The sequence below is a fragment of the Variovorax paradoxus genome (assembly GCF_000834655.1).
Lineage (GTDB): Bacteria > Pseudomonadota > Gammaproteobacteria > Burkholderiales > Burkholderiaceae_C > Variovorax > Variovorax paradoxus_F.
Map to the genome: position 1 here is coordinate 1 of NZ_JXQQ01000019.1, position 16064 is coordinate 16064.

Consider the following 16064-nt stretch of genomic DNA (forward strand, 5'->3'; position numbering starts at 1 on the left):
GTGAGGCTGTTCTGGTTGTCGACCACGGGCGCGCCGAAGGCGGTGGTCAGCGGGGTTTTCTTGGAATCATCGGTTGGATTGCTCATGGAGTGTCCGTCGTGGGAGTTGAAGGCGATGCAACTCTACGTTCATTCCATGGCGGTTCACAACTTCATCCGTAAGGCTTGGGGGCATACGAAAGGATGAATGCGCGTGTTCACGCCTCGCCGTCGAAGCCGTGGAAGACCGCGAACGCCCCCACCGGTTCCCTCGGCATCGCAAGGCGGTGCAGTGGCGCGTCCGTCTGCGCGTAGCCCAGCGACATGCCGCACACCACCGTCTGGCCCGCGGGCAACCCCAGGCATTCGCGGACGACCGGTTCGTGACGCACGAAAGACACCTGCGGGCAGGTGTCGAGTCCGCGCGCCTTGGCCGCGAGCATGAAGGTCTGCAGGAACATGCCGTAGTCGGCCCAGCTGTGCGGCATCAGCCGCTCGTCGATCGTGAAGATCAGGCCGATGGGCGCATCGAAGAACAGGTAGTTCCGCCCGGTCTGCGTGTAGCGCGCGGCCGCATCCGCGCGGTCGATGCCCAGCGTCGAGTAATAGCGCGTGCCGAAATCCGCTTGCCGCGACTTGCACGGCGCAGGCAGCTCGTGCGGAAAGTGCCGCGAGGCCGGCAGATCGTCGCGCGCGTGCGAGCGCAGCAGCGCCTCGCTGAAGCGGCGCTTGGCGTCGCCTTCGAGCACATGCACCGACCACGGCTGCGTGTTCGAATTGCTCGGCGCACAGCGCGCGACCTCGAGGATTTCCACGACCAGCGCCTTGGGAACCGGCGTGGGCCGGAAGGCGCGAACAGCCGCGCGCGAGCGGATGACCTCGTCGACAACGCCTCGCGCCGCGTCGTCCTGGGTGGGAGCTTTCGTCATGGCGCGATGCTCGCACGCAGGCGCGCGGCCGCCCATTGAAACTTGCGCAGCATGGGTATGCACACCATCGGATTTGGGGGGTACCCATGGCGCCTCATCCCCTGCGCAAGCTGCCTTCGCCATGCGTGGATTCCGCCAGTTCCGTGAGCTGCCCACGGAGCCAGACGTGGGCCGGATCGTGCTCGTGCCGCCGGTGCCATATCGCGCGCAGGCTCACGTTCGCCACCTCGTAGGGCAGCGGTTTCGCATGCAGGTCGCCGCGCCGCGCGAAGGCTTCTGCGAGCGGCGCCGGCACGATGGAGACCATGTCGGTGCCCAGCAGCAGGTCGGGCACCGCGAGCGAGTGCGGCACCGTGATGCGGTAGCGCGGACGCTGGCCGATGGCCGCGAGCGCATCTTCCAGCGCCTGCCGGTCGAACATCTCCGACTGGCGCGCCAGCCCGCGCTCGACGATGTAGCCGCTCACCGCGCCTTCCTCCTGGCCGCCGAGCGACACGGTCACCAGCGGAAATTCCGCCAGGTCGTCCACGCGCACACTGCGCCGGCGCAGTGGATGGCCCTTGCGCATGACCAGCACGTCCTCCTGCGTCCACACGGGGCCGCTCTGGAAGCGCGGCGGCACCTCCGCGAAGATGCCGATCGCCAGGTCGATGCGGCCCACGTCGATCTGCTCGGCCAGGTCCAGCCGCGTGGACGGCCGCACGACCAGGTCCACCGCCGGCGCGAGGGTGCCCATGCGGTGGCCGAGGCCCACCAGCAGCACCGAGGTCACGTAGTCGTTGGCGGCCAGCACGAAGGTGCGCGAGGCCGTTGCCGGGTCGAAGGGCTGCACGCCCAGCGTGTCGTGGATGCTGCGCAGGGCTTCCCGCAGCGGCGCGGCCATGGCCAGCGCGCGCGCGGTGGGTTCCATGCCGCGCGCCGTGCGGATGAACAGCTCGTCCTGCAAGGCCTCGCGCAGGCGCGAGAGCGCATGGCTGATCGCGGACTGGCTCAGGTGCAGGCGCTTGCCCGCGCGCAGCAGGTTCTGGTCCTCGAAGACGGCATCGAAGACGCGCAGCAGGTTCAGGTCCATCCGGCTCGGGTTCACCGCCATCTCGTTCTCCTCATGTTGCACGCGCTGCATTGTCGTGTTGCAGATTCATCGCTTCCAGCGGCGGGTGCGCGGTGGCACCGTTCGCCCCATGTGTTCTCGGCGGCGCATTCAACTGGAGCTTTCAATGGTGCATCACATTTCAAGACGAACTTTCACAAGGCATGCCGCGTATGTCGCGGCGGGCGCCGCGCTCGCTCCGGCACTCGCACTGGCGCAGGCCGATGGGGCCGTGGGGCGGCTCGTCGTGGGCTATCCGCCCGGCGGCACGCTCGACCAGACGGCACGCCGCCTGACCGAGTCGTGGCGCACGCAGGGCCGGGCGTACCTCGTGGACAACCGCCCGGGCGCCGCAGGCCGCATCGCCAATGCGCAGCTCAAGCGCGAGAAGCCCGACGGCAGCGTGCTGCTGTGCACGCACACCTCGGCCATGACGATCTACCCGCACGTCTACGCCAGCCTCGCCTACGACCCCGCGAAGGACTTCAAGCCGGTCGCGATGCTGGCCTCCGCGGCCTGCGTCATCGCCGTGAGCAGCGCGGTGCCGCCCGAAGTGAAGACGCTGGCCGACTACGTGCGCTGGCTCAAGCGCACCGAGACCGGGCGCACCTACGCATCGCCCGCGGCGGGCTCGCTCGCGCAGTTCCTAGGCTACCGCTTCTCGCAGGCAGCGGGCGTGCCGCTCACGCACGTGGCCTATCGCGGTTCCGCGCCCGCGGTGCAGGACCTGCTGGGCGGCCAGATTCCGGCCTACATCGGATTCGTGGGCGACTTTCTCCAGTACCTGGAGAGCGGCAAGCTGCGCCTGCTGGCCGTGACCAGCGAACGCCGCTCGCGCTTCCTGAAGAACGTGCCGACTTTCGCGGAGCAGGGCTTCGACACCGTGACCGGCCTCGAGAGCTACGGCGTCTATGCGCCGGCCGCCACGCCGGAAAAAACCGTGGCGACGCTCGCCGAAGCCATGCTGACCGCATCGCGCGACAGCACGCTCATCGCAGGCCTGTCGCAGGTCGGCCTGGAAGCCGCCTACCTCGGGCCGGCCGAGCACACGCGCCTCATCGCCACCGAGCGGGAGCGATGGAAGCCGGTGGTGGCGGCCTCCGGCTTCAAGGCCGACGAGTAAGGCAAGAAGACCTGACCCCTCAAAGCAAAAAGGAAACACCACTCCATGACCGACCAGGAAAAGCTGATCGAGGCGAGCCTTCCGTTTCTCGCGGAAATCCAGAACATGACCACGGGCACCGAGGTGGAGCAGTGGCTCAACGCCACCTATCCGCCGGGCTCGCCGCTCTACGACGACCTCGCCACGCTGGTGAAGGCGGGCGTGCGCGACGGCTGGGCCGCCAACGTCGAGATCCAGGGGCGCAAGTACCGGCGCGCGCGGCTGTGCGACCCGTCGGCGCGCACGTTCAACTTCAGCATCACCGCGGTCTACATGGACAGCGCGGGCAATACGCAGGGCAACCCCGAGGAGAGCTTTCGCGGCGACTACCACGCGCACCCCTACGGCGAATTCAACATGGTGGTGCCGCTGAACGACGGCGCCGCGCTCGCCGGGCCCAACGGCTGGTGCTACGGCGGATGGACCGCGCCCGCGCCGGGAAGCCATCACTATCCGGAGGCCAAGGGCGGCGCGGTCATCGCGCTGTTCTACCTGCCGGCAGGGCGGATCTCCTACGACATGAAGGCGCCGGGCGTCACGTCGTAGCGCGCGCGTCTTTCACGCTTCGCTCAGGCCTCGCTGGTCGCGGCTTCGGCGGCGATCCAGCTTTCGAAATCCCGCACGCGCTGGGGCACCGGCCGGTCCGCGCGCCAGGCCATGAAGTAGCCGCCCTCGGTGGGCACGCGCAGATCGAACGGCGCGGCCAGCCGGCCGCTGGCCAGGTCGTCGCGCACGAACGCGAGCAGCCCCACCATCACGCCCAGTTCCTCGGCCGCCGCCTGGTAGGCCATGGCGGCGTTCTCGAACTGCAGGCCGCGCCGCGTGTCGATGCCGGCCGCGCCGGCCGCCGCGAGCCAGGTCTGCCAGTCGTGCGGCCGGTTGAGCGAACTGAGCAGCGCCTGGTGCGCGAGATCGGCCGGCGTCTTCAGCGGCGGCTCGCGCCGCAGCAGCGCCGGCGCGCACACCGGCAGCAGCGTCTCGCGAAACAGCAGCCGGTAGCCGGGCCCGACCGGCGGGCTCGGCTCCGAGTGGATGCTCACGTCGATGTCGTCGCGGTCGAAATCGGTCGGCTTGTGCGAGGTGGTGATCTGCACGTCGATGCGCGGGTGCAGCGCATGAAAGCGCGCGAGCCGCGGAATCAGCCAGCGGATCGCGAAGGTCGGCGGCAGCTTGATGCGCAGCAGCCATTCGTCGGGGCTTTGCTGCTGGAGCTGGCGGGTGCCGTGCTCGATCTGGTCGAGCGCGACCCGCATGCTCGCGAAGTAGCGATCGCCGGCGGGCGTCAGGCGGATGCCGTGCCGCCCGCGCTCGAAGAGCTGCACCCCGAGCCAGTCCTCCAGCGTGGCGATGTGCCGGCTGACGGCGCCCTGCGTCACGAACAGCTCCTGTGCGGCGCGTGTGAAGTTGCCGCAGCGCGCGGCCGCCTCGAAGGCGCGCAGGGCATTGAGCGGGGGCAGTTTGCGTGTCATGGGGTATGAAGTTTACTCATGCCTGCATGCCTTTATTGTGATTGCGAAGCGTGCGGGTCGAGGCATAGCATGCGCTTATTACAAAGACAGGAGACACCGCCATGACGATGAAGAAACTGCATGCCTGCATGCGTTCTTGCCTGATGACCGCCGTGCTGCTCGGCGCGCACGCGGCCGCGTCGGCCGACGACGCAGCCGTGAAGGGCTATCCCTCGCAGCCCATCAAGCTGATGGTGCCGTGGCCTGCGGGCGGCGGCGTGGACACCACGGCGCGCATCGTGTCCGAGCTGCTGGGGCACCGTCTCGGCCAGCCCTTCGTGGTGGACAACCGGGCCGGCGCGGGCGGCAACATCGGCACCGAGCTCGCGGCGCGGCAGAAGGCCGATGGCTACAACCTGCTCATGTCCTCGATCAGCCCGAATGCGGTGAACATCAGCCTCTACACCAAGCTGGGCTTCGATCCGGTGAAGGACTTCGAGCCGATCGTCTACGTCTCGGCCGTGCCCAACATCCTCGTGGTGCCGGCCAACTCGCCGTTCAAGACGGTGAAGGACGTGATCGATGCGGCGCGCGCGAACCCGGGCAAGCTCAACTACGGCTCGGGCGGCATCGGCTCCTCGCAGCACCTGGCGGCGGTGCAGTTCGCCGCCGCCGCGAAGATCGACATCGTGCACGTGCCCTACAAGGGCACCGCGCCGGCCGAGGCCGACCTCGCGGCGGGCCATGTGTCGCTGATGCTCGACACCACGACCTGCCTGCCCTTCATCGCCGGCGGCCGCATGCGCGCGCTGGCCGTGGCCTCCAAGGTGCGCAACCCGGCGCTGCCCGATGTGCCGACCTTCGACGAGGTGGGCCTCAAGGGCGTCTACGCCTCGTCGTGGTACGGCCTCTCGGCGCCGGCCGGCACGCCGCGCCCGATCATCGACAAGCTCAACGCCGAGGCCAACGCGGTGCTCAAGTCGCCCGAGCTGCAAAAGCGCATGGCGGCGTTCGGCGCCGAGGTCGGCGGCGGCACGCCCGAAGACTTCGGCCGCTTCATGGCGAGCGAGACCAAGCGCTATGCGGAGATCGTGCGCATCTCCGGCGTGAAGCTCGACTGATCACTTTCCATCTCTTCCTTCCTCCATGTCCCTCGCTCCCCGCACCCTCTTCGACAAGATCTGGCAGCCGCACGTGGTGATGCAGCGCGACGACGGCCAGAGCCTGCTGTACGTCGACCGCCACCTCGTGCAGGACGGCTCCGCGCCCGCCTTCGAGATGCTGCGCCAGCGCGGCCTTCCGGTGCGCCGGCCCGACCGCGCCTTTGCCACGCCCGACCACTACGTGCCCACCGGCTCGCGCGCGCTCGCCGACATCGCCGATCCCGAGAAGCGCGCGATGGCGCAGGCGCTGCAGGACGACAGCGCGGCCGCGGGCATCCGATTCTTCGGCCTGGACGACCTGCGCCAGGGCATCGTGCACGTGGTCGGCCCGGAGCAGGGCCTGAGCCTGCCGGGCAGCGTGATCGTCTGCGGCGACAGCCACACCGCCACGCACGGCGCGCTGGGCGCGCTGGCCTTCGGCATCGGCGCCTCGGAAGTGGCGCACGTGCTCGCCACGCAGACGCTGTGGCAGAGGAAGCCCCGCACGCTGCGCGTGACCATCGACGGGCGCCTGTCCGATGGCGTCTCGGCCAAGGACATCATCCTTGCCGTCATCGCGCGGCTCGGCGCCGCGGGCGGCACGGGGTACGTCATCGAGTACGCGGGCGAGGCGATCCGCGCGCTCTCGATGGCGGGGCGCATGACGGTGTGCAACATGTCCATCGAGGCCGGTGCGCGCGCGGGCATGGTGGCGCCCGACGACACCACCTTCGAATGGCTGGCCGGCCGGCCCGAGGCGCCGCAGGGCGCGGCATGGGACGAGGCGGTCGCGCGCTGGCGCCAGTTGCCCAGCGACGAGGGCGCGGTGTTCGACGCCGAGCTGCGCCTCTCGGCCGGCGACATCGCGCCGATGGTCACCTGGGGCAACAGCCCCGAAGACGCCTTGCCGATCACCGGCAGCGTGCCCGACCCCGCCGAAGCCGCCACGGCGGAGCGCCGCGCGTCGATGCAGCGCACGCTCGCCTACATGGGCCTGGAGGCGGGGCAGATGCTCGACGAGGTGGCGGTCGACCGCGTCTTCATCGGTTCCTGCACCAACGGCCGCATCGAGGACATGCGCAGCGCCGCCGAGGTGGTGCGCGGGCGGCGCGTGGCCGAGGGCGTGGAGGCCTGGGTCGTGCCCGGCTCCGGCCTCGTGAAGCAGCAGGCCGAGGCCGAGGGGCTCGACGCCGTGTTCCGCGCGGCGGGCCTGCAGTGGCGCCACGCCGGCTGCTCGATGTGCCTGGGCACGAACGGCGACCAGGTGGCCGCGGGCCAGCGCTGCGCCTCGACCTCCAACCGCAACTTCGTCGGCCGGCAGGGGCCGGGTTCGCGCACGCACCTGATGAGCCCGGCGATGGCCGCGGCTGCCGCCATCACCGGTCGGCTGACCGACGTGCGCAGCCTGCTTGCATCGCACTGACCGACAACCCTGAACAGCAACTCCCATGGAAGCCTTCACACGCCTCGAAGCGCTGGCCGCGCCGCTGCCGCGCGCCAACATCGACACCGACCAGATCGTGCCCGCGCTGTACCTGCAGAAGCCACGGTCCGACAACTTCGGCGACTATCTTTTTCACGACGTGCGGCATGACGCGCACGGTCGGCGGCGCGACGAATTCGTGCTCAACGCGCCGGTGTATGCCGATGCGCGCATCCTGGTGGCCGGGCCCAATTTCGGCTGCGGCTCGTCGCGCGAGCATGCGGTCTGGGCGCTGTACGACGGGGGCTTTCGCGCGGTGATCGCGCCGAGCTTCGGCGACATCTTCTTCAGCAATGCACTGAAGAACGGCCTCTTGCCGGTGCGCCTGCCCGAGGCCGTGGTGCAGCAGATGCTGGAAGACCTGCTCGCAGCGCCCGGCACGCACATGACGGTCGACCTGCGCGCGCAGACCGTCACCGGCCCGCACGGCCGCGTCGAGCCCTTCCGCATCGATCCGTTCCCGCGCCAGTGCCTGCTCGAGGGCCTGGACGAGATCGACTACACGCTGGCGCAGCACGCGGCCATCGACGCATTCGAGCAGGGCCGCGCGCGCGGCGCGGCTCCCCTTTGAAGTGACCGAGATACAGAAAGCGAAAGGTTCGAAATGAAGATTGCAGTGATGCCCGGCGATGGCATTGGCCGCGAGGTCACGGCGCAGGCCGTGAAGGTGTTGAAGGCCGTGGTGGGCCGCGGCCAGCCGCTGGAGCTGGTGGAAGCGGCGATCGGGCAGGCCGGTATCGATGCTGCGGGCGACCCGCTGCCCGCGGCCACGAGCGAGATCGCGCGCAAGGCCGACGCCATCCTGTTCGGCTCGGCCGGCATGCCTGGCGACGAAGAGATCCCGTTCATGATGCGGCCGGGTGCGAGCCTGCTGCGCCTGCGCAAGGAGCTGGGCCTCTTCGCCAACTTTCGCCCGGCCTTTCTTTTCCCCGAGCTGATCGGCGCCTCGACGCTCAAGCCCGAGGTGGTCGACGGGCTGGACCTGATGATCCTGCGCGAGCTCACCGGAGATGTGTACTTCGGCGAGCCGCGCGGCAGCGGCCTCAACGCCAACGGCGAGCGCGAGGCCTTCAACACGATGCGCTATTCGGAGCCCGAGGTGGAGCGGATCGCGCACGTCGCATTCCGCACCGCGCGTGCGCGCAGCCGCAAGCTCTGTTCGGTCGACAAGGCCAACGTGCTCGAGGTGATGCAGCTGTGGCGCGAGGTGGTCACGCGCGTGGGCAAGGACTATCCGGACGTCGAGCTCACGCACCTCTTCGTCGATGCGGCCGCGATGCAGCTGATGCGTGCGCCCAAGCAATTCGACGTGATCGTCACCGGCAACATCTTCGGCGACATCCTCTCTGATGCCGCCGCGATGCTCACCGGCTCGATCGGCATGCTGCCCTCGGCATCGATGGCGGCGGGCAGCTTCGGTTTGTACGAGCCGGTGCACGGCACCGCGCCCGACATCGCGGGCAAGAACCTGGCGAATCCGCTGGCCTCGATCCTGTCGATGGCGATGATGCTGCGCTTCTCGTTCGACCAGGCGGGTAACGCCGGTCGCGTGGAAGAGGCGGTGCGCCGCGTGCTGGCCGATGGCCTTCGCACCGGCGACATCTTCCAGCCCGGCTGCACCCGAGTGGGCACCGAGGAGATGGGCGACGCGGTCGTGGCCGCGCTGGCAAAAACCTAGCGCAGCACCAGCACCGGGATGTGCGAGTGCGTGAGCACGTGCAGCGTCTCGCTGCCCATGAGCAGGCGCGCGAGGCTGCGGCGGCCGTGCGAGGCCATCACGATGAGGTCGCAGTCCTGGTTCTTCGCGGTCGCGACGATGGCCTCGGCCACCTGGTTCGACTTCATGACGATGGCCTGCGCGTTTCGCACGCCCTTGCCGAGCGCGGTGGCGGCCACCCTGTCGACGATGCGCTGCGCGGCCAGGTTGGTCTTTTCCTGCGTGGCTTCGATATCGCGCTGGCTCAGCATGATCGAGCCCTCGAAGTAGCCGAACGGCTCGATGTGCGCGACGCTGACGGCCACCAGTTCCGCGCCGCTCAGCACCGCCAGGTCGATGGCGGCAACGACCGCCTGGTCCGACAGCGCAGAGCCGTCGGTAGCGACAAGAACGCGCTTGTACATGGCAGGCTCCTTGGCCCCCGGCACCGCGGGTGCCCTCACGATCCAGTCTAGTCCGCGAGGTCGGGCCTTCAAGCGGCGCGCGTGGGCGGCCGCCTCTAAAAGCGCGCGCTCAGGCGCCGCGCTTGGGCCAGTGGTGGCGCGTGCCGCCCGAGCGGCGGTCGGCCTTCTCCGGCACCACGCCCTGTGCGCTCAATTCGGTGCCGCGCGATTCGAGGCGTCGCAGGCATTGCAGAAAGATCTCGATGTGCGCGGGGTCCATGCCGTCGAGCAGCTCGGTGTTGAGGTTCGCGATGCGGGGGAACAATTCGCCGTAAAGCTGCCGGCCCGAAGGGCTCAGGCGCACATGCACTTCGCGGCGGTCGTCGGCATCCTGGCGGCGCTCCACCAGCTTCTTGTCGGTGAGGCTGCGCAGGCCGCGCGAGGTGCGCACGCGGTCCAGGTCGAGCCGCTCGGCGAGCGCCGAGGGTGTGATCTCGCCGACCTCCGCGAGCGTGCCGATCATTCCCCATTCGCGCCGCGTGATGCCGAAGCCGCCTTCGACCATGCGCGTGGCCATGCCGCTGCCGGCGCGCGCCGCGCGCGAGAGCCGGTACAGGAGCAGGTCGTCCAGGGAACGGGGAGCGCGCAAGGCGCCCGCATCGGGAAAGGCTGGCATGGAATGGCAAGGGGTTGTGGCTGCGCGGCCTCGGCAGCCGATGGTGGATTAGATCAACTATTTGTTACCTGCGTATAAACAAAGTAACAACAACCGGCCTGTCGCCGGAAGCAGGAGATCTCGTGGCCATTGTCTTTTCCCGGAGAAAAATCACCGCATGGTGCATCGCAGCCGTTGCCGGCATCGCCGGCTTCTCAGCCCTTGCACCCGCGCACGCGCAGAACCTGGACGGCCCGCTCACGCTCGTCGTCGGCTATGCGCCCGGCGGCAGCACGGACCGCATGGCGCGGCTCATCGCGGAGCGCCTGAGCCCCAGGCTCGGCGTGCCCGTGACGGTCGAGAACCGCCCCGGCGAAGGCGGCCGGCTCGCGGCCAAGCAGGTCAAGCGCGCGACTGCCGTTGAGAACGTGCTGATGCTCGGCAACCCGGCGGTGATGGTGATCGCGCCGCTCGTGATCAAGGACGCGGGCTACGACCCCGACAAGGACTTCGTGCCCGTCTCCCAGGTCAGCAGCTACGACTTCGCGCTGGCCGTGGGCAACAAGCTGCAGCTGGACCGCGCGATGTTCCTGGTGGGCCGGCTCTGGGCGCATCCGGAAGAGGCGGTCTTCGGCGTGCCGGCCACCGGCAGCCTGCCTCACTTCTTCGGCCTCATGGTGGGCGATGCGCTGAGCGTGCAGCCGCAGATCAAGGGCTATGGCGGCTCGGCGCCGCTCGCGGCGGACCTGAGCGGCGGCTCGCTGCCGATCGCGATCGACACGCTCGACTCGCTCTATGCGCAGCACGTGGCCGGCAAGATCCGCATCCTGGCTGTCTCGGGCAAGAAGCGCGCGAGCTTCGCGCCCTCGGTGCCGACCTTTCGCGAGGCCGGCATGAAGATCGATGCCGACGGCTGGAACACCTTCTTCGCGCCGGGCACCATGCCGCAGCCGAAGGTGCAGCTGCTGGCCATGCGGATCCGCGAAGTCATGCAGGACCCGGGGCTGCAGAAGGCGGCCGATGCGCTTTACATCACGCCGGTCGTCAGCACCGCCGCGGAGACTGCGCAGATGCTCAAGACCTACCGCCAGCAATGGGAGCCGGTGGTGCGCCGCTCGGGCTTCGCGCCCTGATGCAACTCAGTTGCCGAGCGACAGAAGCGGCACGCCCGCATACGCGAGCCTGAACGTGTAGACGATCGCCGCCGCATAGCCGGCGGTCGCCAGCCAGACCACGGTCCGCCCGAACGGAACGCGCCACATCGCGATCAGCGCGCCGATGAGCGGCAGCACCTGCTGCGCATGCACGCCAAGGAAATGCGGGACGCGCAGGTCTCCCCCGGTGGCCGACCAGCCCACCAGAGGCAGCACGGCGCCGCCTGCGAGAGCGCCGAAGGTCGGCCCCTCGTGCTGGCTGATCGCGATGCCCGCGCCCGCGCCGGCCACGAAGGTCAGCACCAGGCCGATCACCGTCGCGAGCCGGTAGGTGGGCTCCAGCGCTCCGCCATGGCGCGCGAACTGCCAGGCGAGCGGCAATGCCGTGGCGCTGAGCGATAGCGCGCCCAGGCCCATCAGCGCATACATCACGGCGTGGAAGGTCGAGCCGTTGTTGAAGTGCGAGGCCTGCCCGAGCGCGTCCTGCAGCGTGATGTAGCCGACCTCGAAGGTACCCGCGGCGATGACGACGGCGACGATGGCGCGCACCACGAGCGAATCGCGGCGCTCGCGCGGCAGGTCGCCGATGAGCCAGGCCATCGTCAATGCGTAGAGGCTCACCGACGCGATGAACTTCAGCGGCTTCACCCACACGCCGACGCCGTTGAGCGTGCGCGGATCGACGTAGCTCGCCACCAGCGCGGGCAGCATGACCGCCAGCAGCAGGCCGCCGAACACCGCGAGCTGCGGCTGGCGCGCATGCAGCGCACGCGCGATTCGCGCGCAGGCCGGCGCCACGCGCAGCGCAAGAAAGGCCAGCAGCCCGACCGGGCCGAACAGGAAGGTGAGCGCAAAGCATGGAATCAGCAGCACCGGCGCGATGCCGGCGCGCTCGCCTTCGCGCGCGATCCAGGTGCCCACGAAAAGATCGAAGGCGAGGTAGTGGAACCACCCCGCCGTGAGCAGGCCCGGATGCTGGAACAGCGCATGCACCGCCGACAGCGAGCTGTAGCCGCCGCCCTCGGCCGACGACCAGTACGTCGACATCAACCACCAGTAGACCAGGCCCAGCCCGACCGGAATGACGATGCCGGTCAATGCCCAGATGGCGGGCTTGGCGCGGCCGAGCCACGGCGCCGCGCCGAGGGCCGCCCAGGCGGGAAGGGCGACGGTGCTGCCTGCGCTGAAGAGTGAATCGAACATGGGGGACTCGCTTGGAAAAGGTCTGGACGAGGAAGGATGGCGCGTATCTTGACGGTGTTTAGATAGAAACGCCAGCGGAATTTGAACGGTGTAAAGTTCGCGCTTCGACGAATCCGGACACAAGCAGCCATGGCGGCAAGAAAAAAAGCAGTGCAGGCCCCCGCGCCCTACCACCACGGAGACCTGCGCGCGGCGTTGATCCAGGCCACCGAGGGCCTCTTGGCCGAGAACGGCATCGAGGGCTTCTCGCTGCGCGAAGTGGCGCGCCGCGCGGGTGTGTCGCCCGCCGCGCCGCTGCATCACTTCGGTAGTGCGGCGGGGTTGCTGACCGAGGTGTCCATCCTCGGATTCGAGGAGCTCACGCGCTGCCTGCGCGAAGGCACGGCGAGCGGCGGCGACGACCCCGCGCGCAGGCTGCGCGGCCAGGGCGTGGGCTATGTGCAGTTCGCGCTGGCGTATCCCGGGCGCTTCCAGCTCATGTTCCGCAAGGACCGCCTCGTGTGGGACGAGCGGCTGAAGCAGGCGGCCGACGCGGCCTTTCTCGAACTGGAGTCGGTGGTGCGCGACTACCGGCGCTGGGGCCGCGACAAGCCGCTGGACCACGCGACCCAGGCCGCCGTGATCGCGGCCTGGTCCACCGTGCACGGCTTCGCGCACCTGGCGCTCGACGAGAAGTTTGGCGGCCCCGCGGATGCGCAAGGCACGCGGAGCTTCGTCGACGGCATGCTGCCCGAAATCATGCGGCAGCTCTGGCCCTGAGCCTGAGCCTGAGCCTGCTCAGGGCACGGGCGCGGGCCGCAACGGCGGCAGCCGCCGCGGGATCGTGTGCGCCTTCACGATCGAGGTGTTGGTTTCCGCCTTCGCCGCGATGCGATCGAGGATGCCGTCGAGCTGCTCGAGCGATTGCAGGAAGAGCCGCGCGATGAAGCAGTCTTCGCCCGTCACCTTGTCGCACTCGCAGAACTCGGGCGTCTCCTCGATCAGCTTCTGCACCGCCTGCAGCTGCCCCGGCAGGGGGCGGATGCGCACGATGGCCTGGAACTGGTAGCCGAGCGCCCTGGGGTTCAGGTCCAGCGTGTAGGCGCGGATCACGTCGCGCTCCTCGAGCCGCCGCAGCCGCTCGGCCACGCTGGGCGACGAGAGCCCCACCTGCTGCGCGAGCTCCTTGAGCAACATGCGCGCATTGGCGCCGAGGGCCGTCAGGATGTCCTGGTCGATGTCGTCGAGCATGGTGCGATCTCCGGTGGGAGGGGTGGTGCGCCTAATTTTCGTTGGCAATCGGGCCTTCTCGCCTTCTTTAAAGCATTTTCATTCGGCGCCAAAGCTGGCACGCTCGACGGCATGCAAACCAGGCTTCGCGGCGCGCTCGAGATGAGCGCCGCCATGGTGATTTCCGGAACCATCGGATGGTTCGTCGTTCGCTTCGACCAGCCGCTGGTCGACGTGCTGTTCTGGCGCTGCGTGTTCGGCGCGGCCACGCTCTTCGTCGCATGCGCCGCGCTGGGGGTGCTGCGTCGCGGGCTCACGCCGCGCACCTTCGCGCTGGCCGCGTTCGGCGGCGTGGCGCTGGTGGCCAACTGGCTGCTGATCTTCGCGTCGTTCTCGCGCGCGTCGATCTCCATCGCCACGGCGGTCTACAACACGCAGCCCTTCATGCTCGTCGCGCTCGGCGCGCTGTTCTTTTCAGAGCGACTCACCGCGATGAAGGTGGGCTGGCTCTGCATCGCATTCGCGGGCGTCGTGCTGGTGGCGCAGGCCAAGGGAGGCGGTGGCAGCGGCGACTACATCACGGGCGTCCTGATGGCGCTGGGCGCGGCCTTCTTCTATGCCGTGGCCGCCATCGTCGCGAAGAAGCTCGGCGACATGGCGCCGCACCTCATCGCGCTGATCCAGGTTTGCGTCGGCATCGCGATGCTCGCGCCGTTCGCGCACCTGCGGGCGCTGCCCACCGACGCGGGCATCTGGGGCATTCACCTCACGATGGGCGTGATCTACACGGGGCTCGTGTTCATCCTGCTGTACGGCGCGATCCAGAAGCTGCCGACGACGGTGGCCGGTGCGCTGTCGTTCATCTATCCGCTGGTGGCGATCGGCGTGGACTTCGTGGCCTTCGGCCAGCGGTTGACGCCGGCGCAGCTCGTCGGCGCGGCGGCCATCCTGATCGCGGCCGCGGGCATGACCTTCGGATGGCGCCTGCCCGGCTTGCCGGGACGATCACCCGCGGCCCGCAAGAGCTGACGCCTCACGCAAGCCGCGACGCCGCCGGTTGCAGCTGCCGTTGCAGCCAGGCGTGCATCATCGTGCGCCGTTCGGTGCCGGGGGCGGCGGCGAGAAAGGCCTCCGCATCCGCCCTGGACAGCGGCTCCGACCGCGCCACCGTGGTCGCCACCGACTGCACCTGCAGCCAGAGCGTGCCGCAGTGCACGCACGAATGGATCGTGAGCTCGTACGCATCGACCCGGCCGAGGTAGGCCTCTGTGGGGTCGCGACCGGGCGTGCCGCAGCAGGTCCATTCCAGTGTCATGTCTTGCGGCTGCCGCGCCGCGCTCGCCCATCCCGCGAAGCGGGACCAGAGGCTTGTTCTTGCTTGCATTTCGATGCTCCGACGGCCGCGCTGCGAACTGGTTCGAGCGGCGAACCGGAGCTGGAAGACTATCGAAGCGCGCGTAAAAAAGGCGCAAAAAAAGCCAACGATCGGCGCGGCCTCGTGGCTGCCCGGTGTCGTTGGCTGCCCACTCGCGTGGGGGCCGGATCGCCGCCTAGCCGGCGCGCTGCTGGCGCCGCCCCAGTGCGAACACCGAGTTCGGCGCGTCCACGACGAACGGCTTGCGCACCGGCGTGCCGACCACGCTCGTGCGCCTGCTGCCGGCCACGCTGGTGGCGGCCTGCACGCCCTTGGCCTTCTGCTCGTCGACCAGGCTTTGCAGCGAGATCGATTTCAGGAACTCGACCGCACGCAGGTTGACCGAGGCCCAGAGCTCGTCGACCTCGCAGCGGCCCGTGTCGTCCGCTCCGTCGCCGGCACGGCGGCGCGTGGTCTCGTTGCCGTGGTCCTCGATGGAGAGCACGATGTCTGCGACGCTGATGAGCGCGGCCTTGCGGCTGAGCGAATAACCGCCGCCCGGACCGCGCGTGGATTCGACCAGGTCGTTGCGGCGCAGCTTGGCGAACAGCAGTTCCAGGTACGACAGCGAGACGCGCTGGCGCAGGCTGATCGATGCCAGCGTGACCGGGCCCGAACGGCCGTGCAGGGCGATGTCGATCATCGCGGTGACCGCGAAGCGGCCCTTGGTGGTGAGGCGCATGGAAGACTCCCTTCTTGAGCGTTACTCGTCCCGGCCGCCGCCCATGCCCAAGAGGGCGAGCAGTGCCTGGAACACGTTGTAGATGCTGAGGTAGACACCCAGCGTGGCGGAGATGTAGTTGGTCTCCAGGCCGTCCTTCACGCGCTTCAGGTCATGCAGGATGAAGGCCGAGAAGATGCCGATGGCGGCGACCGCCAGCGTCATCATCAGCGCGCTCGACTGGATGAAGAAGTTGGCGATGCCGGCCACCAGCAGCAGGATGGCGCCGATGAAGAGCCACTTGCCCATGGCCGACAGGTCGCGCTTGATCACCGACGACAGCGTGGCCATGCCCAGGAAGATCGCGCCGGTGCCGGCGAAGGCCGTCATCACCAGGTTGGCGCCGTTCGACATGCCGAGCACCGAGCCCACGAGG

At 69.0% G+C, this 16064-nt stretch carries 20 protein-coding genes; 10 read left to right on the top strand and 10 right to left on the bottom strand.

The window, feature by feature from the left end; genetic code table 11:
- Positions 1 to 186: hypothetical protein (locus RT97_RS33610; protein ID WP_216595164.1), on the top strand; the 186-nt coding region annotated here is incomplete at its 5' end.
- 10 nt (positions 187 to 196) lie between these two features.
- Here RT97_RS33610 and RT97_RS09125 read toward each other — a convergent pair.
- Together RT97_RS09125 and RT97_RS09130 are read right to left on the bottom strand one after the other, a co-directional pair.
- A complete protein-coding gene (locus RT97_RS09125; protein WP_042578487.1) occupies positions 197 to 907 on the bottom strand; it encodes a nitroreductase in 711 nt (236 codons plus the stop codon).
- A 94-nt stretch (positions 908 to 1001) separates the two neighbouring features.
- The gene (locus tag RT97_RS09130; RefSeq protein ID WP_042578488.1) at positions 1002 to 1994 is read right to left on the bottom strand and encodes a LysR substrate-binding domain-containing protein; all 993 of its coding nucleotides are present in this window, start codon (positions 1992 to 1994) and stop codon (positions 1002 to 1004) included.
- A 130-nt stretch (positions 1995 to 2124) separates the two neighbouring features.
- Between RT97_RS09130 and RT97_RS09135 the strand changes: the two genes are divergently transcribed.
- Positions 2125 to 3120, top strand: coding sequence for a tripartite tricarboxylate transporter substrate-binding protein (locus RT97_RS09135; protein ID WP_052810608.1), 996 nt, complete (start codon positions 2125 to 2127; stop codon positions 3118 to 3120).
- A 45-nt stretch (positions 3121 to 3165) separates the two neighbouring features.
- The gene (locus RT97_RS09140; RefSeq protein WP_042578472.1) at positions 3166 to 3705 is read left to right on the top strand and encodes a 4-hydroxylaminobenzoate lyase; all 540 of its coding nucleotides are present in this window, start codon (positions 3166 to 3168) and stop codon (positions 3703 to 3705) included.
- Between the two features lie 23 nt (positions 3706 to 3728).
- Here the strand turns inward: RT97_RS09140 and gcvA are convergent, their stop codons facing one another.
- Positions 3729 to 4628 (bottom strand): transcriptional regulator GcvA, encoded by a 900-nt coding sequence (gene gcvA / locus RT97_RS09145; RefSeq protein ID WP_042578473.1) that lies wholly within the window; start codon positions 4626 to 4628, stop codon positions 3729 to 3731.
- 101 nt (positions 4629 to 4729) lie between these two features.
- Between gcvA and RT97_RS09150 the strand changes: the two genes are divergently transcribed.
- From RT97_RS09150 to leuB, 4 genes are read left to right on the top strand one after another with little or no spacing between them, the layout of a single operon-like run.
- Complete coding sequence (locus RT97_RS09150; protein ID WP_042578474.1) at positions 4730 to 5728, top strand: Bug family tripartite tricarboxylate transporter substrate binding protein; 999 nt, start codon at positions 4730 to 4732, stop codon at positions 5726 to 5728.
- A 25-nt stretch (positions 5729 to 5753) separates the two neighbouring features.
- On the top strand, positions 5754 to 7172 hold the full coding sequence (leuC, locus tag RT97_RS09155; protein WP_042578475.1) for a 3-isopropylmalate dehydratase large subunit: 1419 nt from the start codon (positions 5754 to 5756) through the stop codon (positions 7170 to 7172).
- Positions 7173 to 7197: 25 nt separating this feature from the next.
- Positions 7198 to 7803, top strand: coding sequence for a 3-isopropylmalate dehydratase small subunit (gene leuD, locus RT97_RS09160; RefSeq protein ID WP_042578476.1), 606 nt, complete (start codon positions 7198 to 7200; stop codon positions 7801 to 7803).
- Positions 7804 to 7836: 33 nt separating this feature from the next.
- A complete protein-coding gene (gene leuB, locus RT97_RS09165; protein ID WP_042578477.1) occupies positions 7837 to 8910 on the top strand; it encodes a 3-isopropylmalate dehydrogenase in 1074 nt (357 codons plus the stop codon).
- Here the strand turns inward: leuB and RT97_RS09170 are convergent.
- Complete coding sequence (locus RT97_RS09170; RefSeq protein ID WP_042578478.1) at positions 8907 to 9353, bottom strand: universal stress protein; 447 nt, start codon at positions 9351 to 9353, stop codon at positions 8907 to 8909. The two genes, leuB and RT97_RS09170, sit on opposite strands and share 4 nt — an antisense overlap.
- A gap of 109 nt (positions 9354 to 9462) precedes the next feature.
- On the bottom strand, positions 9463 to 10008 hold the full coding sequence (locus RT97_RS09175) for a MarR family winged helix-turn-helix transcriptional regulator (protein WP_042578479.1): 546 nt from the start codon (positions 10006 to 10008) through the stop codon (positions 9463 to 9465).
- Positions 10009 to 10130: 122 nt separating this feature from the next.
- Between RT97_RS09175 and RT97_RS09180 the strand changes: the two genes are divergently transcribed.
- Positions 10131 to 11120 carry a tripartite tricarboxylate transporter substrate-binding protein gene (locus RT97_RS09180; protein WP_042578480.1) on the top strand — a complete coding sequence of 330 codons (990 nt, stop codon included), beginning with the start codon at positions 10131 to 10133 and terminating at the stop codon, positions 11118 to 11120.
- Positions 11121 to 11126: 6 nt separating this feature from the next.
- On the opposite strand, the gene RT97_RS09185 is transcribed toward RT97_RS09180, so the two are convergent.
- A complete protein-coding gene (locus tag RT97_RS09185) occupies positions 11127 to 12344 on the bottom strand; it encodes an ABA4-like family protein (protein WP_052810609.1) in 1218 nt (405 codons plus the stop codon).
- A 129-nt stretch (positions 12345 to 12473) separates the two neighbouring features.
- Here RT97_RS09185 and RT97_RS09195 point away from each other — a divergent pair, with 129 nt between their 5' ends.
- The gene (locus RT97_RS09195) at positions 12474 to 13103 is read left to right on the top strand and encodes a TetR/AcrR family transcriptional regulator (protein WP_042578481.1); all 630 of its coding nucleotides are present in this window, start codon (positions 12474 to 12476) and stop codon (positions 13101 to 13103) included.
- An 18-nt stretch (positions 13104 to 13121) separates the two neighbouring features.
- Here the strand turns inward: RT97_RS09195 and RT97_RS09200 are convergent, their stop codons facing one another.
- Positions 13122 to 13574, bottom strand: a complete 453-nt coding sequence (locus RT97_RS09200) for an Lrp/AsnC family transcriptional regulator (RefSeq protein WP_042578482.1) — start codon at positions 13572 to 13574, stop codon at positions 13122 to 13124.
- A 111-nt stretch (positions 13575 to 13685) separates the two neighbouring features.
- On the opposite strand from RT97_RS09200, the gene RT97_RS09205 reads away from it, so the two are divergent.
- Positions 13686 to 14582 carry a DMT family transporter gene (locus RT97_RS09205; RefSeq protein WP_042578483.1) on the top strand — a complete coding sequence of 299 codons (897 nt, stop codon included), beginning with the start codon at positions 13686 to 13688 and terminating at the stop codon, positions 14580 to 14582.
- 4 nt (positions 14583 to 14586) lie between these two features.
- Here the strand turns inward: RT97_RS09205 and RT97_RS09210 are convergent, their stop codons facing one another.
- The 3 genes from RT97_RS09210 to RT97_RS09220 form a co-directional block, all read right to left on the bottom strand.
- Entirely contained in the window at positions 14587 to 14937 is a 351-nt protein-coding gene (locus tag RT97_RS09210; RefSeq protein WP_155403772.1) for a hypothetical protein, read from the bottom strand.
- 166 nt (positions 14938 to 15103) lie between these two features.
- Complete coding sequence (locus RT97_RS09215; RefSeq protein ID WP_042578485.1) at positions 15104 to 15649, bottom strand: Rrf2 family transcriptional regulator; 546 nt, start codon at positions 15647 to 15649, stop codon at positions 15104 to 15106.
- Between the two features lie 21 nt (positions 15650 to 15670).
- The coding region (locus RT97_RS09220) for a Bax inhibitor-1 family protein (RefSeq protein WP_042578486.1) at positions 15671 to 16064 on the bottom strand (394 nt) is incomplete at its 5' end.

What these genes read in the sequence shown, in the direction of transcription:
- RT97_RS09125 (WP_042578487.1), bottom strand. Translation starts at nt 907, where the DNA reads ATGACGAAAGCTCCCACCCAGGACGACGCGGCGCGAGGCGTTGTCGAC.
- RT97_RS09135 (WP_052810608.1), top strand. Translation starts at nt 2,125, where the DNA reads ATGGTGCATCACATTTCAAGACGAACTTTCACAAGGCATGCCGCGTAT.
- RT97_RS09140 (WP_042578472.1), top strand. Translation starts at nt 3,166, where the DNA reads ATGACCGACCAGGAAAAGCTGATCGAGGCGAGCCTTCCGTTTCTCGCG.
- gcvA (WP_042578473.1), bottom strand. Translation starts at nt 4,628, where the DNA reads ATGACACGCAAACTGCCCCCGCTCAATGCCCTGCGCGCCTTCGAGGCG.
- RT97_RS09150 (WP_042578474.1), top strand. Translation starts at nt 4,730, where the DNA reads ATGACGATGAAGAAACTGCATGCCTGCATGCGTTCTTGCCTGATGACC.
- leuC (WP_042578475.1), top strand. Translation starts at nt 5,754, where the DNA reads ATGTCCCTCGCTCCCCGCACCCTCTTCGACAAGATCTGGCAGCCGCAC.
- leuD (WP_042578476.1), top strand. Translation starts at nt 7,198, where the DNA reads ATGGAAGCCTTCACACGCCTCGAAGCGCTGGCCGCGCCGCTGCCGCGC.
- leuB (WP_042578477.1), top strand. Translation starts at nt 7,837, where the DNA reads ATGAAGATTGCAGTGATGCCCGGCGATGGCATTGGCCGCGAGGTCACG.
- RT97_RS09170 (WP_042578478.1), bottom strand. Translation starts at nt 9,353, where the DNA reads ATGTACAAGCGCGTTCTTGTCGCTACCGACGGCTCTGCGCTGTCGGAC.
- RT97_RS09175 (WP_042578479.1), bottom strand. Translation starts at nt 10,008, where the DNA reads ATGCCAGCCTTTCCCGATGCGGGCGCCTTGCGCGCTCCCCGTTCCCTG.
- RT97_RS09185 (WP_052810609.1), bottom strand. Translation starts at nt 12,344, where the DNA reads ATGTTCGATTCACTCTTCAGCGCAGGCAGCACCGTCGCCCTTCCCGCC.
- RT97_RS09195 (WP_042578481.1), top strand. Translation starts at nt 12,474, where the DNA reads ATGGCGGCAAGAAAAAAAGCAGTGCAGGCCCCCGCGCCCTACCACCAC.
- RT97_RS09200 (WP_042578482.1), bottom strand. Translation starts at nt 13,574, where the DNA reads ATGCTCGACGACATCGACCAGGACATCCTGACGGCCCTCGGCGCCAAT.
- RT97_RS09205 (WP_042578483.1), top strand. Translation starts at nt 13,686, where the DNA reads ATGCAAACCAGGCTTCGCGGCGCGCTCGAGATGAGCGCCGCCATGGTG.
- RT97_RS09210 (WP_155403772.1), bottom strand. Translation starts at nt 14,937, where the DNA reads ATGCAAGCAAGAACAAGCCTCTGGTCCCGCTTCGCGGGATGGGCGAGC.
- RT97_RS09215 (WP_042578485.1), bottom strand. Translation starts at nt 15,649, where the DNA reads ATGCGCCTCACCACCAAGGGCCGCTTCGCGGTCACCGCGATGATCGAC.